Below are 23,937 nucleotides of genomic sequence, written 5' to 3'. Positions count from 1 at the left end.
GGTGGGATCAGGACAGTCTTGCCAGCTCTTGCTTTAACTTTTCGTTTTCAGCCTGAAGTTGGGCCAATTGCTGTCCCAGCGTGTTGAGATGGGGGCGCAGTTCCGCTTCGGTAAAGCGAGGTGTGATGTGGCGCGGGCAATTCCAGTCCAACCCCTCGACCCGGATGATGACGGCGCGTTCGGCTGGGGCTTCGGCGCCTTCAGGGTAAAGACTGGCCGCGGCGGTCTCACCTTCTGTGAACTCGACCCGGCCCAGAATTTTCAGACGACGCTGATTGGCGTAATCCATCAGGATCATCGCGATCCGGTCATTTCCGTCCAAATTCCCGCGCGAGATGTATTGTTTGTTGCCTGAAAAATCGGCGTACCCGATTGTTTTCGGCCCCAGAACCTTGAGAAAGCCTACCGGGCCACCGCGATACTGAACATAGGGCCAGCCGGTCTCAGAAACGGTAGATTGGTAAAACCCGTCCCGCGCTTGGATAAACGCCTTTTCGGCTTCACCGATTTCATGACCCTGCTGCGGGCCTCCCTCAATGAATTTGGCGTAGGTATTGGCCGATCCCATCCGTTCCTGATGCGCGCGAACGGTGGGGGTGAATGTCAGTTCGGAAAAGGCGCGGGGCATGAGATGTCCTTTCAAAGTCCCAGTTCGGACAAGCCGGGGTGGTCGTCGGGGCGGGGGCCTTGGGGCCAGAAAAACAGGCGTTCGTCTTCGGATATCGGCAAGTCGTTCAATGACGCGTGCCGTTCAGCCATTCGGCCGTCTTCGGCAAACTTCCAGTTTTCGTTGCCATAGGATCGGAACCACTGACCGCTGTCGTCGCGCCATTCATAGGCATAACGTACCGCGATGCGGTCACCTGAATGGGCCCACAACTCCTTGATGAGCCGATAGTCCAGTTCCTTGCGCCATTTGCGTGTCAGAAATGCGTGGATGTCTTCGTGCCCGCTCAGAAATTCGGCCCGATTTCGCCACTGACTGTCGTCGGTATAGGCCGGGGTCACGACATCCGCGTTGCGGCTATTCCAGGCGTTTTCCGCCATGCGCACTTTCTGTGTTGCGGTTTCCAGCGTGAATGGGGGCAGAGGAGGGCGGTTCATTTGCGGGTCTTTCACGTCAATGAGGCTGCAATCAGGGCGATGGTCAAAAGCAAGGGGACGTACTGAGATGGAAAGGGTCTGGCGCGGCGTCGCATATGATTGCTCCGGGGTTTACTGATCGGTACATCTTTGCACATATGTGTACTGAACGGTAAACTTTTTCAAGTGCCAAACTGAAGATATTTGGCCTCTCAGTTGATGGATCTTCGGATGGTACAGCAAAAACAAAAGGTTGAGCCGACAGTGTTGCAGAAGCCGCTAAAGCACATTATGTACCGATCAGTACGCGTAGGAGCCAGAAAATGCGCCCAAACAAACGTGACGAGCTGGTCCGAAAGGCTCTGCAGGTCTTTTATCGTGACGGGTTTCACGCCACCGGTATGGACAAGCTGGTGGCTGAGACAGGCGTGTCCAAAACGTCGATGTACAAGCACTTTCGTACCAAGGAAGAACTAATCTTGGCCGCCTTGCGTCTGCGAGATGAGAATTTCCGCAACTGGTTTCTTCGCCGGGTCGAAGAGCTTGCGGATTCCCCGGCCGAGCAGCTGATTGCCAGTTTTGATGCGCTTGGCGAATGGTTTGAGGAGGACGGCTTTCGCGGTTGCATGTTCATTAAGGCCGGAGCCGAATACCAGGACAAGGATCACCCGATCCATGCGCAGGCGGCTGAACACAAGCGAGTGCTGCTGGAGTTTTTCACCGATTTGGCTCGTAAGGCGGGCGCGCGTGACCCCAATACACTGGGGTGCCAGTTGTTGTTGTTGCAAGAGGGCGCGATCGTCACCGCGGTTCTGGTCAAAAGTTGTGATCCAGCGCAAGACGCCAAGGCAGCGGCGCGGATTTTGGTGGAAAACGCCTTGGCTCGGTAAGGTTACAGCCTGCAAAATCTGGAATCCGGGCGGAAAAGACGTTGCGTTGCAATCCGTTGGATGGGTTGGTTTGCGGGGTGTCCAAAGTTACCCTGACCGAAATCTGAGTCGGGAGAAACCTACATGTCGCTTTTCACCTCCACAGCCAATTGGGTCACCGAGGAACACCAGATGTTCGCCGAAATGGCGAACCGGTTCATGGACGACGAGCTTGTGCCCAATATCGAGCGTTGGAACGAGAATGGCGTGGTCGACCGCGAGTTCTGGAACAAGGCCGGCGACATGGGGCTGATGGCTGGCGCAATCCCTGAGGAATATGGCGGCGTAGGCGGTGGGATCGGTTTCGACGCGGTCACGCTGTACGAGCAATCCGCGCGTGGGGACTCGGGCTGGGGTTTTGGGATTCAATCGATCGTTGTCCACTACTTGACCGCCTATGGTAGCGAGGACCAGAAACAGAAGTGGTTACCCCGTCTGGCATCAGGAGAACTGGTTGGCGCGTTGGCCATGACCGAACCGGGGACCGGATCTGACGTGCAGTCCATTCGCACGACGGCAGACAAAGATGGGAATTCCTATCGTCTGAACGGGTCCAAGATCTTCATCACCAACGGGCAGTCTGCAGACCTAATTCTGGTGGCTGCCAAGACCGACAAAACGATGGGGTCCAAGGGCGTGTCCCTGATCGCCGTCGAAACCGAGGGAGCGGAAGGATTCCGCCGCGGGCGCAACCTCAAGAAACTCGGCATGAAAGCCAATGACACGGCCGAACTGTTCTTTGAAGATGTCAAAGTACCCATGACCAACCTGCTCGGCCCGGAGGAAGGCCAAGGCTTCTATCAGATGATGAAGCAGTTGCCGTGGGAGCGTCTGACAATCGGCATCATGGCTCTGGGTGCGATCGATTTCGCGATATCCGAGACCGTGCGTTACACGCAGGAACGCAAGGCCTTTGGTCAACGTGTGATGGATTTCCAGAACACGCGTTTCAAACTGGCCGAGTGCAAGACCAAGGCCGAAGTTCTGCGCAGCTTCGTCAACGATTGCATCGCTCAGCTACAGGCGGGTACTTTGGATGCGGCGAAAGCCTCGATGGTGAAATACTGGGGATCCGAAGTGCAGAACGAGATCATGCACGAGTGTCTTCAGCTGTTCGGTGGCTACGGGTTCATGATGGAATACCCGATCGCCCGCCTCTATGCGGATGCGCGCGTCCAAATGATCTATGGGGGCACCAACGAAATCATGAAGGAACTGATCGCCCGTTCTCTGGACAAATAAGGCACCGACGGATCTCCCGCCCGTCGTCAACGTTTTTTGCAAAACGTCTCCTTCCGTTGGGCCAGGCAGACGCGGGCGCAGCCCGCGCCTGCCTGGCACTTCCCGCCGTCCGCAGGACGCACGGCCGAAGGCCGCGCAGGGTGAGGGGCTGGTATTGGGATTGCCGTCAGGTTTGCCCGACTTGGTCTTGGAGCCACAATCGAAATGATTTCAGCGGCTCGGATTCCGGTCGCGCGGTTGGCCAGACCAAAAAGAACTCTCCAAGGCTAACGCGTGGCCCTTCCCAGGCCGGAACCAGCCTGCCGGTTTTCAGGTCTTCTTCGATGAGATAGCTGGGCAGAAGCGCCACGCCCAAGCCGTGGATAGTAGCCTGTACCATGGTCGAGAATTGGTCAAAAAGCATTCCGCGCATCCCCGATGCGTCGTGCCCCTGAGCGGCAAACCATCGTTCCCACGCATCTGGTCTGGTTTCCAGGTGCAGGAGGGGCGCTTTCATCAGCCAGCTCAAATCCTGCCGCTCAGCGGGCAGAAGGTCCGGCGCGCATACCGGTAGTACGCCTTCGCGCATGATCGAAAGGTAGTTCACCCCCGCCCAATCCTTCTGACCAAAGTGAATGGCGGCGTCAAAGTGCTCAGCCTCGAAATCGAACGGCTTGAGGCACGTGCTCAGGTTCACGGTCACTTCCGGATGGCGGCGCGCAAAGTCTTGCAGTCGCGGGGCCAGCCAGTGCATTCCAAATGCGGGCAGGATCGACAGGTTCAGCGATCCGCCGGTTGGGTTGGCCTTTAACTTTAGGGATGCCTGCGCCAGTTGGTTCAACGCCGTGCGGGCGACCTGAACATAGTCTTTTGCTGCCGGTGTCAGGTGCAATCTCATTTGGTTGCGTTGAATAAGCGCGACACCCAGCTGTTCCTCCATGGACTTGAGCTGCCGGCTGATCGCACTTTGGGTTAGCGACAATTCTTCCGCTGCCGCCGAGGCACTACCGAGGCGGTCAACTGCTTCAAGGGCCAGCAGTGAGGGGATTGAGGGCAGGAACCGACGTGGCGCTATCATATGACTAATCCTCATACCTTTCACACGGAATATCACTGGCAATTGCCGCCTGCCAGCCCGATACAGACATAGACCCCAACAGTTCGGATGTGACCGATGACACTTGTGAGCAGCATTGAAGAGTTTCAGCCTTCGGAACGGCTGAAAGGGATTGAGCTATCGGAAATCGTCAGGATATCGGAACAGGCAGCTCGTCTTCGCGCGCAAGGCGTGGATGTGATTGCGCTCAGCACGGGGGAACCCGATTTTCCGACGCCACCGCATGTAGTTGAGGCTGCCCACCGCGCGGCGATTGAGGGCCAGACGCGTTACCCTGCAACGGCTGGAACGCAGACGCTCCGCGCGGCTATTGCATCCCAGGCTCACGTGCAGTCAGAAAACGTGATCGTGTCGACAGGTGCCAAGCAGGTTCTGTCAGGCGCGATGGTGGCGACTCTGAACCCCGGCGATGAGGTGATTACGGCCGCGCCGTTCTGGACAAGCTATGCGGATATGGTCAGGCTGGCAGGTGGAGTTCCTGTTGTGCTGAGCTGCCCGGCCTCGCAGGGTTTTAAACTGACGCCGGAACAACTGGAGGCCGCGATTACCCCGCGCACGCGGTGGCTGCTGCTGAATACGCCGTCGAATCCCACCGGGGCAGTCTACACGCAGGCGGAACTGCGGACGCTGGGTGCGGTCTTGCAAAAGCACCCGAAGGTTTGGGTGATTTCAGACGAGATTTACCGGCACCTTTCTTACGTCCCGTTCACACCGTTTGTGCAGGCCGTCCCCGAGTTGGCGGACCGAACCTTGATCGTGAACGGCGTATCCAAGGCCTATTCCATGACGGGCTGGCGTATTGGGTGGGGCATCGGGCCCGCCGCATTGATCAAGGCGATGATCGCGGTGCAGGGACAAATCACCTCTGGTGCGTGTTCAATCGCGCAAGCGGCTGCTTTGGAGGCGATAACCGGTCCGCAGGAGGTTCTGAAGGAACGTCGCCACGCGATGCAGGCGCGTCGGGATCTTGTTGCCGAGGGGCTGAATGCCGCGGGGCTGGAATGTGCTGTTCCAGACGGTGCGTTCTATGTCTTTCCCAAAACGCCTGAGAAAATGCCCGTAGATCACGAATTCTGCCGCTATCTGCTTGATGAGGCGGGTGTGGCGCTTGTGCCCGGGCGCGCGTTCGGGATGCCTGGACATCTGCGCCTTTCTTTTGCCTATGCCACTGAAAGCCTGCAAGAAGGGGTGCGCCGTATCGCGGACGCCACCGCCAAACTGTAATCAAAGGAGACCGGGATTATCCAATGGACCGCGCCCAGATCGTTCACGAGAATTTCCTGACACGGGTCGCCAAGCGCGACTTTCCCGAAGGGGCTAACCCTCAATCTGGACTGAGCAATACGGACGCCGTGTCGCTGTTTCGGTCGCAGGTTCTCAGCCGTGCGTTGGACCGGACCAGCCGCGCGATGCAGAAAGCCGGGCAGGGGTTCTACACCATCGGCTCTTCGGGGCACGAGGGGATGGCGGCCATCGCCCACGCCCTGCGTCCGACAGATATCGCCTTTCTTCACTACCGGGACGCGGCATTTCAGATAGCACGGGCAGAACAGGTGCCGGGCCAGCAGATTGCGTGGGATATGTTGCTCAGCTTTGCCTGCTCGAAAGAAGACCCGACGTCGGGCGGCCGGCATAAGGTGCTGGGGTCCAAGGCACTGACGATTCCGCCCCAGACCTCGACCATCGCCAGTCACTTGCCCAAGGCGGTAGGCGCGGCCTATTCACTGGGTGCGGCGCGACGGCATGCCCCGGAACACCGCGAGCTGCCCGAGGATGGGATCGCAATGTGTTCCTTCGGCGATGCCTCGGCCAACCATTCTACTGCGCAGGGCGCGATCAACACGGCAGGCTGGACTAGCGTGCAATCGACACCCTTGCCGCTGTTGTTCGTGTGTGAGGACAACGGAATTGGCATCTCGGTCAAGACACCGAAAGGCTGGATACAAGCGTCGATGGAGCATCGACCGGGGATCAGGTACTTTCAGGCCAATGGTCTGGACATCTATGACACCTACGCAGTGGCAAAGGAGGCAGCCGAATATGCCCGGACCCGCCGCAAACCGGCGTTCCTGCACCTGAAAACCGTTCGCCTTTATGGCCATGCTGGGGCAGATGTGCCGACCACCTACCTTTCCAAGTCCGAGGTTGAGGCGGATGAGGCCAACGATCCGCTGCTGCACACCGTGCGCCTGTTGGATCAGGCGGAGGCGCTGACTCCGGATCAGGCGCTGAAAATCTATCAGGACACGTGTGATCGGACCGACCGGATCGCTGCCGAGGCCGCAGCCCGGCCGCATCTGGCCAATGCATCCGAAGTGATGGCCAGCCTGATCCCGCCAAAACGAACCTGCAAACCCACCAACGGTCCCAGCGCCGAAACGCGCGCCAAGGCCTTTGGCGGAGACATGCGTGCGATGGATGATCCACAACCCATGAGCCGCCTGATCAATTGGGCGCTGACCGATCTGATGCTGGAACATGGAGAGATCGTCTGCATGGGCGAAGATGTCGGTCGCAAAGGCGGCGTTTACGGCGTGACCCAGAAGCTGCAGCAACGTTTTGGCCCGGATCGGGTGATTGACACTCTGCTGGACGAGCAGTCCATTCTGGGGCTGGCTATCGGCATGGGGCACAACGGGTTTATTCCGATCCCCGAAATCCAATTCCTTGCCTATCTGCACAATGCCGAGGACCAGATCAGGGGCGAAGCTGCGACTTTGCCGTTTTTCTCGAACGGGCAGTTCACCAACCCGATGGTCCTGCGGATAGCCGGGCTTGGATACCAGAAAGGCTTTGGTGGCCACTTCCACAACGACAATTCGCTGGCTGTTCTGCGGGATATTCCCGGTGTGATCATAGCCTGCCCGTCCACAGGTGCTGACGCGGCGCAGATGCTGCGCGAATGCGTGCGCCTAGCGCGCGAAGAGCAGCGGGTGGTAGTCTTCCTCGAACCCATCGCGCTTTACCCGATGCGCGATCTGCATGAAGCGCAGGACGCCGGGTGGATGACCACTTATCCATCGCCAGATCAGCGCATCGCGCTAGGTGAAGTCGGCGTGCACGGCAACGGCACAGATCTGGCCATCGTTACCTATGGCAACGGGCACTACCTGTCCAAACAGGCTTTGCCTGAACTGGCGGCCGCCGGTCTAAAGCCCCGGATCATCGATATGCGCTGGCTTTCCCCGCTGCCCGTAGTTGCGTTGCGCGAAGCCACCAAGGGTTGCAAGCACATCCTGATCGTTGACGAATGCCGCCGCACAGGAAGCCAGTCCGAGGCTTTGATGACCTTCTTCAACGAAGACAACGGGGATATCCCGACGGCGCGCGTTGTGGCCGAAGACTGCTTTATCGCCACTGGCCCCGCCTATGCCGCACCGTTGCCGTCAAAGGATGGAATTGTCACAGCTGCGCTCAAACTGACCGGAGGCCGCGCATGACCCGCACTGCAGTCGTCATATGCCCTGGTCGGGGCACTTACAACAAACCGGAACTGGGATATCTGCACCGCCACCATGCGGATCGGATGGAGTTGTTCCGAGACTTTGATGCAATCCGCGCCGAGGTCGGGCAGGATGCAGTGACCGCGCTGGACGGCGCGGCACGTTACACAGTCTCCAAGTATTCCCGCGGAGATGTCGCCTCACCCTTGATCTATGCCGCCTCGCTGGCGGACGCGCAGGCGCTTGCGGACGATATCGAGGTGGTCGCGGTCACCGGAAACTCGATGGGTTGGTATATTGCGCTGGCCGCTGCCGGAGCACTGTCTCCAAAGGACGGATTCCGAGTTGTAAACACGATGGGCACGCTGATGCAGGATCACCTGATCGGTGGTCAGTTGGTTTACCCCTTTGTTGGTGACGACTGGGCTGACGACGCTGCCCGCAAAGCTGACCTGCTGTCGGATGTACGGGGGATCAATGCGATGGATGGGCATGATCTGGCGCTGTCCATTGATCTGGGTGGAATGCTTGTACTCGCGGGTAACGAAAAGGGGCTGAAGGCGTTCGAAGCCTCACAACCCACGGTGCAGGATCGTTTTCCGATGCGTTTGGCGAACCATGCCGCGTTCCACACGTCCTTGCAGGCTCCGGTCGCGGCTGAGGGGCGGGCGAGATTGGGCGCTGATCTGTTTGGTCAGCCCGAGCAAGCCTTAATTGATGGGCGTGGGAAGATCTGGTGGCCCGGTGCTACGGATACCGAGGCATTGTGGGATTACACGCTTGGGCATCAGGTGACCGAGGCCTACGACTTTAGCCGTGCAATTCAGACTGCGGCGCATGAGTTTGCACCCGATTTGTTCATTGTCACCGGCCCCGGCGCGACTTTGGGAGGTGCGGTGGCGCAGTCTCTGGTGCTGGCGGATTGGCGTGGTATGGGCGACAAGGCGGCGTTTCAGGCAAAACAGGATGCGCAGCCTTTCCTGATTGCCATGGGACGTGACGACCAACGGGTGCTTGCAACCGGCTGACGGTGCCCTGATGATCCGCGCAAACTCAAGGAGCGTGAAGTGAGCGACCACGACCAGTCCCTCTGGCTGAAAACCTGCCGCGAGCACGTCGACCCCAGCGTTTCGACCCGTGACGTCTCGGTTGATCTGGCGATCATAGGTGGCGGCTATACCGGTTGCTCCGCAGCTCTGACCGCCGCGAAATCCGGGGCGTCCGTCTGCTTGCTTGAAGCGCAGGAAATCGGGCATGGCGGGTCCGGGCGCAATGTCGGGCTGGCGAACGCAGGGCTGTGGTTGCCGCCCGCTGAAATTCGCGCGCATTTGGGAGATGAAGCAGGGGATCGCCTGATTGACCTGTTGGCAGCGGCGCCGTCAGAGGTTTTCGATCTGATCGACCAGCACGGGATAGACTGCGAGCCTGTGCGCAACGGCACTTTGCACTGTGCGCATTCTGCTGCGGGCTTTCGGGATCTGAAAGCGCGCCAAGCGCAGTTGAGCGCCGCTGGCGCGCCGGTTGAACTCCTGTCTGCCGAGCAGGCAAGTCAGCGCACAGGCAGTGCGGCCTTTCATGGCGCTCTGTTCGACCCGCGTGCGGGGACGATACAACCGCTGGCATACGTGTATGGGCTAGCCCGCGCTGCTGTTGAAGCGGGTGCGCAGGTTTTCACGCAAAACCCGGTTCAGTCGATGCAACACGTGGATGGCGTTTGGGTGCTGAACACGGCAAAGGGAACGGTGCACGCCAAATCAGTGGTGCAAGCCACCAATGCCTATCACCGCGAACTGACCGCCACGGCCCCTGCTTATGTGCCGGTCTATTACTTTCAGTACGCCACGGCCCCGCTGTCGGACAACCTGCGGGCCAGCGTCCTGCCGGGGGGCGAAGGTTGCTGGGATACCGGCCTTATCATGACCTCGTTCCGAATGGATCAGGAAGGGCGGTTTGTCATCGGGGCTATGGGTGATCTGGATCAGGCAGGCGGCACGATTCATAAAAGCTGGATCAAGCGAAAACTGGCGCAGCTCTACCCGCAATTGGCGGATCAGCCGTTGATCGAAGGATGGCATGGGCGCATCGCCATGACTTCGGATCATATTCCGAAGATTGCACAGATCGGCCCAAATGCCCTGTCAATTCACGGCTATTCGGGACGTGGGATCGGACCAGGTACCGTCTTCGGTCGCCTTGCTGCAGAAAGCCTGCTGAAAGACGACCAGAGTATATTGCCCGTGCCCGCAGTAACGGACCATCGCGAAAGCTGGACCGGCCTGCGCCGCGCGTATTTTGAAACCGGCGCGGCGCTGACCCACTTTATCAAGGCTCGGTTCTGACCTCAGACCGCGCGAGTGATGCCGCCGTCGACCCGGATGTTCTGGCCGGTGATATAGCCGCCGCCCTCGGAGGCCAGCATTGCCACGACCGAGGCGATTTCGTCATAGCTGCGTCCGTAGCGGCCCAACGGGATGCGGGCGCGGAATTCTTCTTTCTCAGGCAAGCTGTCGATGAAACCGGGCAGGACATTGTTCATACGGATGTTGTCAGCAGCATACTGATCCGAAAAGAGCTTGGTGAATGCGGCCAAACCAGCGCGGAACACGCCCGAGGTTGGGAAAACAGGGTCAGGCTCGAACGCGGCGAAGGTCGAGATGTTGATGATGGACCCGCCGCCCTGAGACTGCATGATCGGTGTTACCAGACGCGTCGGGCGGACAGCGTTCATGAAATAGATGTCCATACCGGTGTGCCAGTCTTCATCCGTTAGCTCCAGTACTGGCGCGCGCGGTCCATGACCGGCCGAGTTGACCAGAACGTCGACCCGCCCCCAATGGGCCATCGCCGCATCAACCAGCTTTTGCAGATCGTCGTTGGACTGGTTCGACCCGGTTACGCCCACTCCGCCCAACTCGTGGGCCAGGGCTTCGCCTTTGCCCGAGGAGGACAGTATTCCAACCTTGAACCCGTCCGCGGCCAACCGCCGGGCTGAATCCGCGCCCATGCCACTCCCACCAGCCGTAATCAGCGCCACTTTGGTCATGTGAATTCTCCATATGTCGATCGTACAAGAATGGGCCCTGCTGGTCGGATTGACCAATCAGTTCTGCTGGCCTTATGCTGTAGAAAAACTACTGGGTTCTGCGATGACCGCTCTTCCTCCACTGAACGCACTTCGGGCTTTTGAAGCGTCGGCGCGGCACCTGAACTTTCGTCTGGCTGCAGAAGAGTTGGGCGTTACGCAGGGTGCGGTTGCCCAACAGGTGCGGGGGCTTGAGGCCCGATTGGCCATCCAATTGTTTGACCGACTGCCACGCGGTCTAGCCCTGACCGAGGCAGGGCGGCGAATTCATGCGCCGATGCGGCGGGCCTTCAGGTTGATCGAAGAAGCTGTCGAAGACCTGTCCGGCGACCGACAAATTACCATCTCGGTGACGCCTAGTTTCGCGTCAAAGTGGTTGGTCCCGCGATTGCAGAACTTTACCGAGCAGCACCCGGACATTGCGGTTCAGGTCGACGCGCGGGAACGCCTGGCGAGTTTCAAAGGCGACGGCGTAGATATAGCGGTCCGGCAAGGGCGCGCGCCGTTCGGGGCCGATCTGACCGCAGAGCCGCTTTTCTCAACAACTTTCGTTCCGGTCTGCAGCCCCAAAATCGCAGCAGACATTGCCCAGCCTGCCGACCTGCTGAAGCATATGCTGTTGAATGACACGCACGGCTTTTGGCCGCTGTTCCTGCAGCGCGCAGGCGTCTCGGGCAAGCCAAGGATCATGAGTTTCAGCCAAACCAGCTTGGCAATTGACGCGGCAGTGTCGGATCAGGGGGTGGCGCTGGCCAACGAACCTCTGGTTTCAGCACAACTTGCCGCAGGGCAACTGGTGCGCCCGATCCCCGACGAATTGGTCGAGGATCTGGGGTTTTACATCATAACCCCCAAACAACCCCGCCAACCGGCGCTTGTCGCACTGATGAAAGACTGGCTGCTGTCTCAGGCCTGAAGTGTACCTGCGATCCTTTCGATCCGGTCCCGCAACCAACGATGTGCCGGGTCGTTGGATGACCGTTGGTGCCAGACCATGTAGATCGAGACAGGCTCACATTCGAAGGGCAGGGGCGCACAATCCAGCGATGCCAGCGGGCCATGTTTCATCAGCGCAGTGTCGGTTGAAATCAGATCGCTGCCCCTCACAAATGACGTAATCGCATTGAAATGCGGAAGGATCACGGTGGGTGGCCGGATCTGGCTTTGATCGACGCCTCGCATTACCGCGCGCGAGCTGCGCCCATCTGCAAATCGCACCTCGACATGTTCGGTGACACAATAGGTTTCCCAACTGCCCGGAGGAGATCGCCGCGCGCCATCAAAAAAGATCATCAAGGGGCTGCTAAGGATACGTTTCTGAAAGATGTCCGGCCCGTCCGGAGGGAGCGGGGTCAGCATCAACTGACACCGATCACTACGCAGCAGGTCCGGGTCCGGAACCCCGGACGGAATAAAACCTAGTCCCAACCGTACGCCTTCGGCCCGAACCTCTTGCAGCAGCTGCGGGAAGATCAGTTCCCTTGGCATGTCGTTTGTAGCGATCTGAAATGTCATCTCTTCTGAAAGCGGATCAAACGGGCGATCTTCAGTCAGCGCGCGCATTCCGTCCAGCACATGTTGCACCGGGTCTTTCAGCGATAATGCGCGCTCGGTCGGTGTCAGCCCTTGTCCGGATCGCACGAACAGCGGGTCGCCCAGAACCGACCGTAGCTTGGACAACGTATGGCTGATTGCCGATTGCGTCACGCCCAGTCGGTCGGCTGCCTTTGAGACGGAGCTTTCCTCGAGGATGGTTAGAAACACCCGCAGGACTTTTCCATCCAAATCCGTAAAATCAGTTTTGTTCATACTGTCTATGACTATTCATGAATGGATTTACTGTCCACTGCACATTAGGTGACAGTCAGAAACAGGAGGCGCGCAATGGGGATCCGCTTTTTCTCGGACAAGAACCGACCGGTCCACATGGGCCCCTATCCGCTGGAGCGGTTGGCGCGGCAAATTGCAATGCCGGACTTTTCGTCCCTAAAGCCTATGCCAGCGCTGAGTTTCCATCGCCCGGATCAGCCCCAAAGCATCGTCAACGCGATGGGCGAATTTCAGGCGATGATGGACGCCATCCGGGACGGTTTTGTAAACCCGGTTATGTCCGAGATTCCAGCGGACCCTGCCACACGCGCCGATCACCTCAAGGCGTTTGGATACTTCAACGATGCGTCGATGATGGGCTGCGGTCCGCTTCCGAACGATGCGCTGCTGCCCGAACCGCGGCGCAACCCTGATATCGACCGTCTGGCCCATGCGCTGCGCACTCGGCAGACCAAGACGCTGGCCTCGGGGATCGACCTGATCATGGCCGATCTCAAGGAAAGCATGGAGGCCGCGCCCAAGCCGATGGACACGCACCGCCATACCATCGTCTTTCTTTATGAGCACAACCGCGACCCCGACCCTGATGAGCCGGGCACGGATTGGATCATGGACGCGCAGGATCACCGTGCATGTTTGCTGGCGACCGAGAATGCCGTCGTGATAGCTAATTACATCCGGCTGCTGGGGTTCGACGCGCGAGCGCATACCTCGATGTCCTCGGAGGTCGATCTGGGTAAGCTGGCGGTGGCTGCGGGTCTGGCCTCGATTGAGGATGGCGAGGCCGTTGTCCCGTGGTTGGGCAAGCGTTTCGGTCTGGCGGCTGTGACCACCGAGATGGAGATTGCGCATGATCAGCCGTTGCGGCCGATGGCGCAACAGCCGTGGTTCCGTACGCAGGGCCCGTCGTGGTGGTTGGGAACAGGGTTTGCCAAGAACGCGCTGAACCGCGATGCCTACGCCAAACGACGCTATGTGGACGGGGCGCATCCGTTCGAGAAGCTCAGGCGCGTCGATGACCCGACAACTTATATTGACGAAGAGAATGTCGCTCGTGTGCCCAAGCGCGCTGACATGTTTGCCCGCGCACAATTCGGGGATATGGGCAAACCGCTGCAGGATGCAGCAAAGGGGGGGCACTATGTGCGCAAGGCCGCCCCCAGTTTCGCGCAACGTCGTTCACTTGGGGCATTTGTGTTGCTGCAGGATGGCGACAGCACAAATGGCCCGTGTCCGAGCGATGCGTCCCGAAATGCCGCGAACATCAAGGCTGCGACCTATTTCCTCGGCGTCGATGCCGTGGGCCTCAGCCGCTGCCCGGAATGGGCGTGGTATTCCCACGACGCCACCGGTGAAGTGATCAACCCGTCCCATGATCAGGCGATCAGCATGATCATCGATCAGGGCTATGAGACCATGGAAGGCGCCAGCGGTGACGACTGGATCAGCGTTGCCCAGTCTATGCGGGCCTATCTGCGTTTCTCGTTGCTTGGTGGTGTGATCGCACAGCAGATCCGTAACCTTGGTTACAAGGCTAAGGCGCATACTGTGATGGATGGAGAGGTGCTGCAGCCGCCCTTGCTGTTGCTGTCGGGATTGGGAGAGGTCAGCCGGATCGGTGAGGTTATTCTAAACCCCTATCTCGGGCCGCGCCTGAAGTCCGGTGCGGTGACGACCGATATGCCGATGGAGCATGACAAGCCGATCGATTTTGGACTGCAGACCTTTTGCGAAAGCTGCAACAAATGCGCGCGCGAGTGCCCCTCGGGCGCGATTACCGCCGGGCCGAAACTGATGTTCAACGGCTATGAAATCTGGAAATCCGACAGCCAGAAATGCGCGACCTACCGCGTGACCACGCCCGGCGGGGCAATGTGCGGGCGATGCATGAAAACCTGTCCCTGGAACCTCGAAGGTATCTTCAAGGAAAGGCCGTTCCGCTGGGCGGCGATGAATATCCCTCAGGCCGCGCCGGCATTGGCGAAGCTGGATGACGCGGTGGGCAATGGCGGTCTGAACGACGTCAAGAAATGGTGGTGGGATATCGAGTTACAGTCGGACGGTGCCTATCGCCCGACGCAGCATCCGCTGAACCGGCGTAACCTGCGGACGGACCTGGACCTGAAATACGAAGATCAGACGCTTGCCGTTTATCCCGCCTATCTGGCCCCACATCCCTGGCCGTATCCCTTTATGATGGACCGCGAGGCCGGGATCGCAGCCTATCAGGCGATGGTAACTGCCGAGGAATACAAGTCCCGCAAGGCGGGCGGAGACATGTCTGTTGTGCATCGGTATCAAGTCGCCGGGGATGCGCCTGTCATGCGGGTCGAATTGACCAAAGCCGACAAGATGACTGCCGATGTTACGAAATACGAATTCTCATCGCTGGACGGTGCGCCCCTGCCGGGATGGACAGCGGGCGCACATCTGGATGTGCTGGTCGCGCCTGAGTTCCTGCGCCAGTATTCGATGTCGGGCGATCCGTCTGACAGGTCTGTCTATCAGATCGGCGTCTTGCGCGAGGATGAAGGGCGGGGTGGGTCTGCCTTACTGCATCGAATTTTCAACGAAGGGCGCAAGGTTTTCATCTCGAAACCCATCAACCACTTCGAACTGGATGAGGGTGCAACCAAGACCTTCCTTATGGGAGGTGGCATCGGAATCACGCCGATGATCGCCTTTGCGCATCGCCTGTACGCGCTGGGCAAACCGTTCGAGCTGCATTACTCGGCCAGCACACGCGCCGGGGCCGGGTATCTGGACGACCTTGCGGCAATGCCATGGGCGGACCACTTGCATTACCATTTCTCGGACGAAGGTACGCGCGCCGATTTGGATGCGATCTTGTCGAACTATCAGGAAGGATGGCACGTATACACGTGCGGGCCGGATCGCTACATGGACGGGGTCATCGCGGCGGCTGAGCGGCAGGGTTTCCCCGAGGAGGCGCGTCATCTGGAGTATTTCTCAGTTCCCGAGCAGCCGGAATACGAGAACCACCCATTCACTCTGAAGCTGGCAAAGTCGGGTAGGGAACTGACTGTCCCGCAGAACAGAGACGCCGCTCAGGTGCTGAACGAGGCCGGTATCCATGTGGATGTCAAATGCGCAGACGGCATCTGCGGGGTCTGCAAATGCGTGGTAATTTCCGGCGATATCGAACATCGCGACTTTGTCCTGTCGAACAAGCAGCGCGAGGATGCGATCATCCTGTGCCAAAGCCGCGCGGCTGAACCTGAAGGCGTGATTGAACTCGACCTCTGATCTGAAGTCTGAAAACGACTTCGTGAAACACAAAAATTGGTCGTTCCGGCCATGGACGCCGTGGGGTTGCTGCACTAACGTCCCCTGCGAACCCAGTGAATCCTGATCAACAGGTGCGAGGTATTTTCATGGATTATCACAGCCCCGCCAGCTTTGCCGAGGCGTCGGCCCTGGCTGCAAACGCGACGGGCATCACGCGGTTTTTGGCAGGCGGTACCGATGTTCTGGTGCAGCTGCGCTCGGAACTGGTGACACCCGACACGCTGATCGACATCAAAAAGATTGATGGCGTCAGTGACATCAATAGCAATGCCGATGGCAGCTGGACGCTGGGCGTCGCTGCAACCGGTGCAGAAATGAGCGAGCACCCCGAACTGGGCCGGGATTGGCCTGGCGTGGTTGAGGCGATGGATCTGATCGGATCGACTCAGGTGCAAGGGCGCGCGACGCTGACAGGTAACCTGTGCAACGGATCGCCTGCAGCAGACTCCGTGCCCGCTATGGTGGCGGCAGGAGTGACGGTCACGGTGACCGGACCGGAAGGCGACCGAGAGGTTGCGGTTGAAAACATCCCCACGGGCCCAGGCAAAACGTCCCTGGCAAAAGGGGAACTGATCTCGGCCGTCCACATTCCGGCCCGGGGCGAGAATGGCGGAGACGCCTACCTGCGGTTTATCCCGCGCACCGAAATGGACATTGCCGTTGTCGGCGTTGGTGTAAACCTGCGTCTGGACGGCGACACTGTCATCGAAGCGCGCGTGTCGCTGGGAGCTGTAGCCCCGACGGTTCTGCTGGTCGACGACTGCGCCAAGGCCATTATCGGCAGCGCGCTGGATGAGGCCGCGCTGGATGCGCTGGCCGCTGCGGCATCTGCCGCCTGCAACCCGATCGACGACAAACGCGGCACGATTGAGTTCCGCACCGAGGTCGCTGGCGTTCTGGCCAAGCGCGCCGCAAAAATCGCCTATGCCCGTGCGAAGGGAGAGCAAGCATGAGCAAGTTCCACGTATCTACTACCGTTAACGGGGACGCGGTCGAATACCTCTGCGATCCGCGCGAAACCCTGCTGGACTGCCTGCGCGACAAACTGAACCTGACCGGCGCGAAAGAGGGTTGCGGGACTGGTGACTGCGGCGCGTGTTCGGTCTCGGTGGACGGCCGTCTGGTCTGTTCCTGCCTGATGCTGGGCGTTGAGGCCGAGGGCAAGCAGATCGAAACTGTCGAAGGCATCGCAGATGGCGACGTTCTGCACCCATTGCAGAAGAAGTTCATCGAACATGCAGCGCTGCAGTGCGGTATCTGCACTCCGGGTATTCTGGTCGCGGCCAAGTCGCTGCTAGAGAAAAACCCCAACCCGACCGAAGAGGAAACGCGGTACTGGCTGGCGGGCAACCTGTGCCGCTGCACCGGTTATGACAAGATCATTCGTGCTGTGATGGAAACGGCTGAAGAACTGCGGGAGGCTTCGTAATGGCACTCGACGATCGCAAATCTGAATTCACATTTGTTGGCACGCGCCCGAACCGTCCTGACGGTTTGGACAAGGTCACAGGCCGCGCGAAGTTCGGGGCTGATGCCTATGCGCCAGGCATGCTTCACGGTGCGATCCTGCGCTCGCCTCACGCGCATGCGCGGATCGTGAAGATCGACACCTCGAAGGCCGAGGCGCACAAGGACGTCAAGGCCGTCGTGACCCGAACGGATTTTGCAGACGTTCCGTTCAAGCCCGGTCTGGAAGGCGAGTTCTGGAATGTTCTGGAAAACGTCATGGCGGGCGAAAAGGCTTTGTACGACGGTCACGCCGTTGCGGCTGTTGCGGCTACGTCTGCCCTCGCAGCGCGGGATGCGCTCAAGCTGATCGAGGTCGAATACGAAGTGCTGCCCCACGTCACCGACGTGGATAAGGCGATGGCCCCGGATGCTCCGGTCATTCGCGAAGGTGCGGCGGACTATTCGGTTCCGGAAGGGATGCATCCGAACGTCGTGCGTTACCACGAAAGCGGTCACGGCGATGTTGAAGCCGGCTTTGCCGAGGCTGATCTGGTCATTGAGGACAGCTTTGTCACTGAGGCGACCCACCAGGGCTACATCGAACCGCATGCCTGTCTGGGTATGTTGGGCAATGACGGTAAAGGTGAGCTGTGGTGCACCACCCAAGGGCATTGGATCGCGCAAAAGACCTGCGCCGCACTGCTGGGCATTGAGACCTCGCAGCTGCGTGTAACAGCCTCGGAAATTGGTGGTGGTTTCGGTGGCAAGACAACGGTCTTTATCGAACCTGTTGCACTGGCGTTGAGCCGCCGGGCCAACCGCCCGGTCAAGATCGTGATGTCACGTTCAGAAGTGTTCCGGGCAACTGGCCCGACCGCGTCGGCGTCGATGGACATCAAGATCGGGATGAAAAAAGACGGCACGATCTCTGCTGCTCAGGGCGTGTTCCGCCTGCAGGGTGGCGCATTCCCGGGTGCGCCCGGCGATATGACCGCCATGTGCGCCTTCGCGCCCTACAACCTGACCAACGTCAAGCAGATCGGTTATGACGTCATGGCCAACCGCCCGAAACAGGCCGCATACCGCGCGCCGGGTGCGCCGATGGGGGCTTTTGCGGTCGAGTCCGTAATTGATGAGCTGTGCAAAAAGCTGGGTCTGGACCCGGTTGATGTGCGTCTGAAAAACGCCGCGCATGAAGGCACCAAAGCCAGCTATGGTCCGACCTACGAACGCATCGGTCTGGTCGAGACGCTGGAAGCCGCCAAAGCGCATCCGCATTACTCAGCGCCGCTGAAGCCGGGGCAGGGGCGAGGGATTTCCTGCGGGTTCTGGTTCAACCACGGCGGCGAGACCTCGGTGTCGCTGGCGCTATCCGAGGATGGCTCGGCCCAGTTGATGGTCGGCACGCCTGATATCGGCGGCTCGCGCGCATCGATGGCGCTGATGGCCGCCGAGGTGCTGGGCATCCCGTACGAGAATATCCGTGTAACCATCGCCGATACGGCCACACTGGGGTATAACGACGTCAGCCACGGCTCGCGCGTGACTTACGCCAGCGGTCTGGCCACCATCAAAGCGGCCAAACACGCGGTCGAACAGCTGTGTGCCCGTGCGGCGGCCAGCTGGGGGATCCCGACCGACGCGGTGAAATGGGAGAACGGCTGCGCCGTGCCCTCGGGCCCCAATGCGGGTGACTTCGATCCGCGCCCACTGGCGGAAATCACCGCACATATGGGGGCGACCGGAGGTCCGATCTCGGGCCATTTCGAAGCCACCCCCGAAGGCGCAGGCGTGTCATTCGGCACCCATATCGTGGACGCGGAGGTGGATCCTGAGACCGGCAAGACCTCAATCACCCGCTACACGGTCATTCAGGACGCGGGTAAAGCGATCCACCCGACCTATGTGGAAGGCCAGTATCAGGGCGGTGCTGCGCAGGGCATCGGCTGGGCGCTGAACGAGGAATATATCTATGGCGACGATGGTCGCCTGCAGAACTCGATCTTCCTCGACTACCGTATCCCGGTTGCCAGTGACTTGCCGATGATCGACACGGTGATCGTCGAAGTGCCCAACCCCGGCCACCCGTTCGGCGTTCGTGGTGTAGGCGAAACTGGCATCGTGCCGCCTTTGGCTGCGATTGCGAACGCGGTTTCGCATGCGGCAGGCGTTCGCATGCGGCAATTGCCCATGTCGCCGCCGCGTATTCTGGCGGCACTCAAGGACAATGGTTGAAGTTCATCTCTGGGCTGGTCTCCGGTCTTTGACCGGGGGCCAGCAGGTGGTAGAGGTTGACGCCAAAACCACCGGCGAATTGCTACGCGCACTGGTGCGCGTACACCCGCAGCTTCAGGGGCCGATTGATGCGGGCGTTTCCATTGCCATCGACGGCCGCGTCATCGCTACGGGGCTAACCGAACCGATCCCCGAAGGCAGCGAAGTATACTTGATGCAACGACTTAGGGGCGGTTAGCTTTCAGGCGACCACGGTTCGCGACCAACCATGCGGTCGGCTTCGGCAGTGATGTCATTCATGTGGTTCTCGAGGCTCTGGCGCAGCTCTTCAATCTGCTGTTCAGTAGCTTTGCGCGGTACGGTATCCGTCCATTCTCGACACAGAAACACACCTTCATTACGCCAGGGGCGCGGCATCAGCAGGCGGTCCCATGTGCCTGCTTCGCGCCCATGCTTTGCAGAAAAAGTGATCCCGAACACCCGCTTGCCTGAAGTCCGCGCCCAGATCAGCGGCACGGTCGAAGACACCCGTTCTGGTCCGCGCGGCCCATCAGCGGCAATCCCGATCGAGATCCCCTGTTTCATCTTGCCCAGCACCTCGCGTGACAGCGCGACATGGCGCTTGTGGCTGGACATCGCGATCGTGTCCATGCCGAACAGTTGCTGAACGCGCCCCACCATGCTGCCCGCCCGTGCAGAGGATGTGATCGAACAGATTCGCCCCTTATCCAGCGGAAAGAAGTAAGGCGATTGAGCCAGTCGCTGATGCCAAAGCACCACGATGACCGGCTCACCCTGTTCGGCCAACTGGTCCAATTCCTCGTAGCCAATGCGCTGCCAGCGGGTGTTACGATTGACCATCCGGATATAGCTGGCGATGCGTCGCGCTGCCCAGTTCAGGACGGTGTCGCTGTCGGCTATCTTGGTGCGGATACTCACGGATGGCTTTCCCTATGTTGACCAAACCGTGTCTTATAGAACTCATCGCAGCGCGCAACGTGTTTGTGGAATGGAATAGTGAGCGGGAATTTGAAAAAGCCTCTTGAGTCCGCCGCGCTGCTGGCATATCTGAGGCGCACCTTAGGGGTATAGCTCAGTTGGTAGAGCGACGGTCTCCAAAACCGTAGGTCGCGGGTTCGAACCCTGCTGCCCCTGCCATTTCCCAAAAATCCGAACGCAATGCGAGTGGGTAAGCCAGGCTGCTTAACCCGTGATTTTGGATTTTTGAGAAAACAACGTATCCTTCTCCAATTATTTCAGAAATTCTGATCGTGGGGGCGGTCAATGCGCGTTTTGTTCAAGCAAGGGTTGGTGGTCTTCTGGTTCCTGTGGTGGGTTATGGCCTTCCTGACCGATTTCGTAGGAGGGCTGGAACTGTTGGGCGTGACATCGACGCCTTGGTTTGACGGGCACAATTACCCATTTCTTGTGAAGACGCTTGAGCAATTTGGTTCCACAACAGCGATAAATGTCTCACTGTTCATTGGGATCATCCTGTGGGCGCTGCTGTCTGCAGGGCTGTTCCTGATCGCTTTGGCGACGCCTTACTCTCATAGCGAACTGTGGTTCCGCCGAGTGGACAGGGCCTTTATAGTTTCGCTGGGGCTGTGGCTGGCGTTTTTTCTTTCGGACCAGACCGTCATGAATTTCGACCTAGAGGAAAACCACATGGTTCAGGGCGGATTCCAGCTTTTGTGTTATCTGACAATCTACATATTGCCGGACTGAGTGTCTTAAGGGATCTGTGAAATTCGTTAGAAATTCGTGTTTCAGTAGGAGCTTGCTGGTTTTTGAGCGCGCGGCGTGACGATGTGTTGAGCTTCAGTCACGCCGAACGCACGGCACGGAATAAGGCTCCGAACTCAGCCCGAGAAGTAATGCCGGTAAACCATCTCGTGCATGTCACCTCGGCAATAGCCCAGGTCCATTAGTTCCTTGTCCGACATCCTGTCGATTTCGCGCCGTTTACGTTTGTACTCAGCTTTCTTTTCACGTTTGGCTTTTCTTTCCTCTGCGGACGCAAAGAGGTTCGAAAAAATACCGTTTCCGGTGATGAAGTCTGCATAGGCCATCATAATCTCCTCCATTGCATGTTGGCTGTTCTTGATGTTCAGATTGGTGTCCGTGCTGAACCTTGCCTGTCGGAGAAATTAACGTTGGTTCAGATAAGATGTGGGTTCGGAACCGCGCAATTCGGTCAATCCCGGTTTCCTACGCCTTGGGAATGGCCTATGGTCCAGCCCACTACAGACAGGCGGAAGAGGATTCATGTCGCGCTTTGATGGTTATTTCCTGCGGCAATTGCTGATTCTGTTCGGCTTCTTCACTCTGGTTCTTGTCGGCGTGTTCTGGATTACCCGTTCCGTCAGCCTGTTTGACCGTGTGATCAGCGGCGGTCAGTCGGCGATCGTGTTTCTGGAATTTACGGCGCTGACCCTTCCCACCCTGATCAGAACCGTGATGCCGATGGCCGTGTTCGCCGCTGCCGTCTATGCAACCAACCGTCTCAGCCGCGAAAGCGAGATGACGGTGATGCTGGCCACCGGAACCAGCCCATGGAGGCTGGGCCGTGCCGTGTTCCTGTTCGGTATCGTGACGGGTCTGATGATGGCGGCCATCAGCGTTTTCCTGCACCCTGCATCAGTTGAACAGTTGGAAATACGTCAGGCCGAAGTGGCCGGAGACGTTACCGCTCAACTTTTGAATGAGGGCGAATTCCTCCACCCAGCGCAAGGGGTCACGGTTTACATCGGTAAGATCGATCTGGACGGTACACTGTCCGAGGTTTTTGTCTCGGACCGCCGTGTTGAGGAAAGCCCGGTCAGTTATTCCAGTAAGACGGCTTATCTGGTCAACAATGGTAGCGGCATTCATCTGGTGATGGTCGATGGGATCGCGCTGCGTCTGGATCAGCAGGGCCGCACGCTGTCTTCGACCCTGTTCGAGGATGCATCCTACGATATCTCCGAGCTCACAAGCTCGGATACCATGACCGCCCGCAGTATCGGTGCGATCCCGACGTTAGAGCTGTTGCAAAGCCGCAATGCCATTTTAGCGTCCGAACAGTTTTCGAAAGGGGAATTGATCGAGGAACTGCATCAGCGTTTCTCGTGGATCACGATCTGTGTCGCCGTGGCGATGGCCGGGTTTTCGACACTGATGCTGGGCAGCTTTTCGCGCTTCGGTCTGTGGCCGCAGATATTCGGAGCTTTCACGATTCTGGTCTTGCTCGAAGGTGTCCGAGGCTTTGTTTCGCCGGTTGTTATCGAAGACCCGAAACTGTGGATTCTGCTCTATTTGCCAGCCATTATCGGCATCCTGATCTCATGCGTATTCCTGCTGATCGCCGGGCGGCCATTGATACGCGCCCGATCCCGGGGGGAGAATGGAGCCTTATCCCAGGCCTAATTGGACTGCCGAAGATCGGTCAGGCACGTCTTCACGTCTTCAAAGGCGTCGCTGTCCCGTCTGGTCACAAGGTAAAGCGGCAACATCAGGTCCAGCGCCCCGGCGACCGGAGTCAATTGCCCCGCGCTCAACTGATCCCGAATGACATATTCGGGAAAATAGCCTGTCCCACCGCGTTGCAGAACATAACGCAGGGCCATCATGCAGTTGCCCAGAAAGACCGTCTGCCCCGAGGCTTTTTGCGCCGTTGATCGCACGTGGTCCTGATAGATTTCGCCCAGTTCCAGATTAACGAAAACCGGATCCTCAGGCGTGTGCGGTGTCTCGACCAACATTAAGCGTTCCGACACCAGTTCTTGAAACAGAACACGTTGATCTGAGGGTTTTTCGTGTGTGAGCGCGGCATCCAGTACATGTGTTGCGACGGCCTCGACCATATTGAGGTCGTGATCATAGTTGAGGGTAAGCAACAATTGGCCAAGGTGCTGTTCGTACCGGACAGCCAAGTCAACGAGCAAGGGATCCCACACACTCAGCTGTGCGCCTAGCCGCAGTGCGATTCTGTGCCGAGTTTGGTCCGGCAGATCCCGAGAGGCAAAGGACCACAGCGATATCATCTGCTCGGCATAGGGCCGAAACTGTCGGCCGAAGTCCGTCAGGTTGGTGCCTCCCGCACCCCGGGTAAATAGGGGTTTTCCGGTTTCCTTTTCAATCAGCTTGATACGTGCGCTGACGGCCGTCTGGGTCACGTTGAGCCTGCGCGCAGCGGCGTGGAACCCGCCGGTTTCCGCAACGCAGAGAAATGTTTCGAGCGCTTTGATCTGCATAGCG

General features: G+C 58.8%; 22 protein-coding genes and 1 tRNA gene. 15 read left to right on the top strand and 8 right to left on the bottom strand.

The window, feature by feature from the left end; genetic code table 11:
• Positions 1 to 7: 7 nt before the first annotated feature.
• Positions 8 to 628, bottom strand: a complete 621-nt coding sequence (locus tag ACR0AA_RS05475) for a pyridoxamine 5'-phosphate oxidase family protein (protein WP_480755608.1) — start codon at positions 626 to 628, stop codon at positions 8 to 10.
• Positions 629 to 639: 11 nt separating this feature from the next.
• Positions 640 to 1,104, bottom strand: coding sequence for a nuclear transport factor 2 family protein (locus tag ACR0AA_RS05470; RefSeq protein ID WP_480662005.1), 465 nt, complete (start codon positions 1,102 to 1,104; stop codon positions 640 to 642).
• A 302-nt stretch (positions 1,105 to 1,406) separates the two neighbouring features.
• Here ACR0AA_RS05470 and ACR0AA_RS05465 point away from each other — a divergent pair, with 302 nt between their 5' ends.
• Together ACR0AA_RS05465 and ACR0AA_RS05460 are read left to right on the top strand one after the other, a co-directional pair.
• Entirely contained in the window at positions 1,407 to 1,973 is a 567-nt protein-coding gene (locus tag ACR0AA_RS05465; RefSeq protein WP_480662007.1) for a TetR/AcrR family transcriptional regulator, read from the top strand.
• Between the two features lie 123 nt (positions 1,974 to 2,096).
• Entirely contained in the window at positions 2,097 to 3,254 is a 1,158-nt protein-coding gene (locus tag ACR0AA_RS05460) for an acyl-CoA dehydrogenase family protein (protein WP_480662009.1), read from the top strand.
• A gap of 166 nt (positions 3,255 to 3,420) precedes the next feature.
• Here ACR0AA_RS05460 and ACR0AA_RS05455 read toward each other — a convergent pair whose 3' ends face one another.
• Complete coding sequence (locus ACR0AA_RS05455; RefSeq protein WP_480662011.1) at positions 3,421 to 4,311, bottom strand: LysR substrate-binding domain-containing protein; 891 nt, start codon at positions 4,309 to 4,311, stop codon at positions 3,421 to 3,423.
• Between the two features lie 96 nt (positions 4,312 to 4,407).
• Here ACR0AA_RS05455 and ACR0AA_RS05450 point away from each other — a divergent pair, with 96 nt between their 5' ends.
• Genes ACR0AA_RS05450 through ACR0AA_RS05435 form a run of 4 tightly spaced genes read left to right on the top strand, consistent with a single transcriptional unit; the run spans position 4,408 to position 10,132 of the window.
• Positions 4,408 to 5,574: a pyridoxal phosphate-dependent aminotransferase gene (locus tag ACR0AA_RS05450; RefSeq protein WP_480662013.1), complete on the top strand. Its 1,167-nt coding sequence runs from the start codon at positions 4,408 to 4,410 to the stop codon at positions 5,572 to 5,574.
• A 23-nt stretch (positions 5,575 to 5,597) separates the two neighbouring features.
• On the top strand, positions 5,598 to 7,790 hold the full coding sequence (locus ACR0AA_RS05445) for a dehydrogenase E1 component subunit alpha/beta (RefSeq protein ID WP_480662015.1): 2,193 nt from the start codon (positions 5,598 to 5,600) through the stop codon (positions 7,788 to 7,790).
• Positions 7,787 to 8,821: an ACP S-malonyltransferase gene (locus tag ACR0AA_RS05440; protein WP_480662017.1), complete on the top strand. Its 1,035-nt coding sequence runs from the start codon at positions 7,787 to 7,789 to the stop codon at positions 8,819 to 8,821. Before ACR0AA_RS05445 ends, ACR0AA_RS05440 begins: the two co-directional genes overlap by 4 nt.
• Before the next feature lie 39 nt (positions 8,822 to 8,860).
• Complete coding sequence (locus tag ACR0AA_RS05435) at positions 8,861 to 10,132, top strand: NAD(P)/FAD-dependent oxidoreductase (protein WP_480662019.1); 1,272 nt, start codon at positions 8,861 to 8,863, stop codon at positions 10,130 to 10,132.
• A 2-nt stretch (positions 10,133 to 10,134) separates the two neighbouring features.
• Here the strand turns inward: ACR0AA_RS05435 and ACR0AA_RS05430 are convergent, their stop codons facing one another.
• Positions 10,135 to 10,836: an SDR family oxidoreductase gene (locus tag ACR0AA_RS05430; RefSeq protein WP_480662021.1), complete on the bottom strand. Its 702-nt coding sequence runs from the start codon at positions 10,834 to 10,836 to the stop codon at positions 10,135 to 10,137.
• Between the two features lie 13 nt (positions 10,837 to 10,849).
• On the opposite strand from ACR0AA_RS05430, the gene ACR0AA_RS05425 reads away from it, so the two are divergent.
• Complete coding sequence (locus tag ACR0AA_RS05425; RefSeq protein WP_480662022.1) at positions 10,850 to 11,791, top strand: LysR substrate-binding domain-containing protein; 942 nt, start codon at positions 10,850 to 10,852, stop codon at positions 11,789 to 11,791.
• Here the strand turns inward: ACR0AA_RS05425 and ACR0AA_RS05420 are convergent.
• The gene (locus ACR0AA_RS05420; RefSeq protein ID WP_480662024.1) at positions 11,782 to 12,684 is read right to left on the bottom strand and encodes a LysR family transcriptional regulator; all 903 of its coding nucleotides are present in this window, start codon (positions 12,682 to 12,684) and stop codon (positions 11,782 to 11,784) included. The genes ACR0AA_RS05425 and ACR0AA_RS05420 overlap by 10 nt on opposite strands.
• Before the next feature lie 75 nt (positions 12,685 to 12,759).
• On the opposite strand from ACR0AA_RS05420, the gene ACR0AA_RS05415 reads away from it, so the two are divergent.
• The 5 genes from ACR0AA_RS05415 to ACR0AA_RS05395 all read left to right on the top strand — a co-directional run bounded on the left by ACR0AA_RS05415 (position 12,760) and on the right by ACR0AA_RS05395 (position 19,936).
• Positions 12,760 to 15,972, top strand: coding sequence for a reductive dehalogenase (locus tag ACR0AA_RS05415; RefSeq protein ID WP_480755601.1), 3,213 nt, complete (start codon positions 12,760 to 12,762; stop codon positions 15,970 to 15,972).
• 128 nt (positions 15,973 to 16,100) lie between these two features.
• Complete coding sequence (locus tag ACR0AA_RS05410) at positions 16,101 to 16,967, top strand: FAD binding domain-containing protein (protein WP_480662028.1); 867 nt, start codon at positions 16,101 to 16,103, stop codon at positions 16,965 to 16,967.
• A complete protein-coding gene (locus tag ACR0AA_RS05405) occupies positions 16,964 to 17,443 on the top strand; it encodes a (2Fe-2S)-binding protein (RefSeq protein WP_480662030.1) in 480 nt (159 codons plus the stop codon). The genes ACR0AA_RS05410 and ACR0AA_RS05405 overlap by 4 nt, the downstream gene beginning before the upstream one ends.
• Positions 17,443 to 19,698: a xanthine dehydrogenase family protein molybdopterin-binding subunit gene (locus tag ACR0AA_RS05400; protein ID WP_480755599.1), complete on the top strand. Its 2,256-nt coding sequence runs from the start codon at positions 17,443 to 17,445 to the stop codon at positions 19,696 to 19,698. Before ACR0AA_RS05405 ends, ACR0AA_RS05400 begins: the two co-directional genes overlap by 1 nt.
• Entirely contained in the window at positions 19,622 to 19,936 is a 315-nt protein-coding gene (locus tag ACR0AA_RS05395) for a MoaD/ThiS family protein (RefSeq protein WP_480755597.1), read from the top strand. Before ACR0AA_RS05400 ends, ACR0AA_RS05395 begins: the two co-directional genes overlap by 77 nt.
• On the opposite strand, the gene ACR0AA_RS05390 is transcribed toward ACR0AA_RS05395, so the two are convergent.
• Positions 19,933 to 20,637, bottom strand: coding sequence for a lysophospholipid acyltransferase family protein (locus ACR0AA_RS05390; RefSeq protein WP_480662036.1), 705 nt, complete (start codon positions 20,635 to 20,637; stop codon positions 19,933 to 19,935). The two genes, ACR0AA_RS05395 and ACR0AA_RS05390, sit on opposite strands and share 4 nt — an antisense overlap.
• 143 nt (positions 20,638 to 20,780) lie before the next feature.
• On the opposite strand from ACR0AA_RS05390, the gene ACR0AA_RS05385 reads away from it, so the two are divergent.
• Both ACR0AA_RS05385 and ACR0AA_RS05380 read left to right on the top strand, forming a co-directional pair.
• A tRNA-Trp gene (locus tag ACR0AA_RS05385) sits at positions 20,781 to 20,856 on the top strand.
• A 126-nt stretch (positions 20,857 to 20,982) separates the two neighbouring features.
• Positions 20,983 to 21,426, top strand: a complete 444-nt coding sequence (locus ACR0AA_RS05380; RefSeq protein ID WP_480755595.1) for a hypothetical protein — start codon at positions 20,983 to 20,985, stop codon at positions 21,424 to 21,426.
• Positions 21,427 to 21,560: 134 nt separating this feature from the next.
• Here ACR0AA_RS05380 and ACR0AA_RS05375 read toward each other — a convergent pair whose 3' ends face one another.
• Positions 21,561 to 21,770: a DUF1127 domain-containing protein gene (locus tag ACR0AA_RS05375; protein ID WP_480755594.1), complete on the bottom strand. Its 210-nt coding sequence runs from the start codon at positions 21,768 to 21,770 to the stop codon at positions 21,561 to 21,563.
• 196 nt (positions 21,771 to 21,966) lie between these two features.
• Here ACR0AA_RS05375 and lptF point away from each other — a divergent pair, with 196 nt between their 5' ends.
• Positions 21,967 to 23,106 (top strand): LPS export ABC transporter permease LptF, encoded by a 1,140-nt coding sequence (gene lptF / locus ACR0AA_RS05370; protein ID WP_480755593.1) that lies wholly within the window; start codon positions 21,967 to 21,969, stop codon positions 23,104 to 23,106.
• On the opposite strand, the gene ACR0AA_RS05365 is transcribed toward lptF, so the two are convergent.
• Positions 23,103 to 23,933, bottom strand: a complete 831-nt coding sequence (locus ACR0AA_RS05365) for a LysR family transcriptional regulator (RefSeq protein WP_480662043.1) — start codon at positions 23,931 to 23,933, stop codon at positions 23,103 to 23,105. The genes lptF and ACR0AA_RS05365 overlap by 4 nt on opposite strands.
• Positions 23,934 to 23,937 lie beyond the last annotated feature (4 nt).

The organism is Ruegeria sp. CE8, from assembly GCF_056537465.1.
This window is presented reverse-complemented; position numbering and strand designations above follow the sequence as displayed.

What these genes read in the sequence shown, in the direction of transcription:
- ACR0AA_RS05475 (WP_480755608.1), bottom strand. Translation starts at nt 628, where the DNA reads ATGCCCCGCGCCTTTTCCGAACTGACATTCACCCCCACCGTTCGCGCG.
- ACR0AA_RS05470 (WP_480662005.1), bottom strand. Translation starts at nt 1,104, where the DNA reads ATGAACCGCCCTCCTCTGCCCCCATTCACGCTGGAAACCGCAACACAG.
- ACR0AA_RS05465 (WP_480662007.1), top strand. Translation starts at nt 1,407, where the DNA reads ATGCGCCCAAACAAACGTGACGAGCTGGTCCGAAAGGCTCTGCAGGTC.
- ACR0AA_RS05460 (WP_480662009.1), top strand. Translation starts at nt 2,097, where the DNA reads ATGTCGCTTTTCACCTCCACAGCCAATTGGGTCACCGAGGAACACCAG.
- ACR0AA_RS05455 (WP_480662011.1), bottom strand. Translation starts at nt 4,311, where the DNA reads ATGATAGCGCCACGTCGGTTCCTGCCCTCAATCCCCTCACTGCTGGCC.
- ACR0AA_RS05450 (WP_480662013.1), top strand. Translation starts at nt 4,408, where the DNA reads ATGACACTTGTGAGCAGCATTGAAGAGTTTCAGCCTTCGGAACGGCTG.
- ACR0AA_RS05445 (WP_480662015.1), top strand. Translation starts at nt 5,598, where the DNA reads ATGGACCGCGCCCAGATCGTTCACGAGAATTTCCTGACACGGGTCGCC.
- ACR0AA_RS05440 (WP_480662017.1), top strand. Translation starts at nt 7,787, where the DNA reads ATGACCCGCACTGCAGTCGTCATATGCCCTGGTCGGGGCACTTACAAC.
- ACR0AA_RS05430 (WP_480662021.1), bottom strand. Translation starts at nt 10,836, where the DNA reads ATGACCAAAGTGGCGCTGATTACGGCTGGTGGGAGTGGCATGGGCGCG.
- ACR0AA_RS05425 (WP_480662022.1), top strand. Translation starts at nt 10,850, where the DNA reads ATGTCGATCGTACAAGAATGGGCCCTGCTGGTCGGATTGACCAATCAG.
- ACR0AA_RS05420 (WP_480662024.1), bottom strand. Translation starts at nt 12,684, where the DNA reads ATGAACAAAACTGATTTTACGGATTTGGATGGAAAAGTCCTGCGGGTG.
- ACR0AA_RS05415 (WP_480755601.1), top strand. Translation starts at nt 12,760, where the DNA reads ATGGGGATCCGCTTTTTCTCGGACAAGAACCGACCGGTCCACATGGGC.
- ACR0AA_RS05410 (WP_480662028.1), top strand. Translation starts at nt 16,101, where the DNA reads ATGGATTATCACAGCCCCGCCAGCTTTGCCGAGGCGTCGGCCCTGGCT.
- ACR0AA_RS05405 (WP_480662030.1), top strand. Translation starts at nt 16,964, where the DNA reads ATGAGCAAGTTCCACGTATCTACTACCGTTAACGGGGACGCGGTCGAA.
- ACR0AA_RS05400 (WP_480755599.1), top strand. Translation starts at nt 17,443, where the DNA reads ATGGCACTCGACGATCGCAAATCTGAATTCACATTTGTTGGCACGCGC.
- ACR0AA_RS05395 (WP_480755597.1), top strand. Translation starts at nt 19,622, where the DNA reads ATGCGGCAGGCGTTCGCATGCGGCAATTGCCCATGTCGCCGCCGCGTA.
- ACR0AA_RS05380 (WP_480755595.1), top strand. Translation starts at nt 20,983, where the DNA reads ATGCGCGTTTTGTTCAAGCAAGGGTTGGTGGTCTTCTGGTTCCTGTGG.
- ACR0AA_RS05375 (WP_480755594.1), bottom strand. Translation starts at nt 21,770, where the DNA reads ATGGCCTATGCAGACTTCATCACCGGAAACGGTATTTTTTCGAACCTC.
- lptF (WP_480755593.1), top strand. Translation starts at nt 21,967, where the DNA reads ATGTCGCGCTTTGATGGTTATTTCCTGCGGCAATTGCTGATTCTGTTC.
- ACR0AA_RS05365 (WP_480662043.1), bottom strand. Translation starts at nt 23,933, where the DNA reads ATGCAGATCAAAGCGCTCGAAACATTTCTCTGCGTTGCGGAAACCGGC.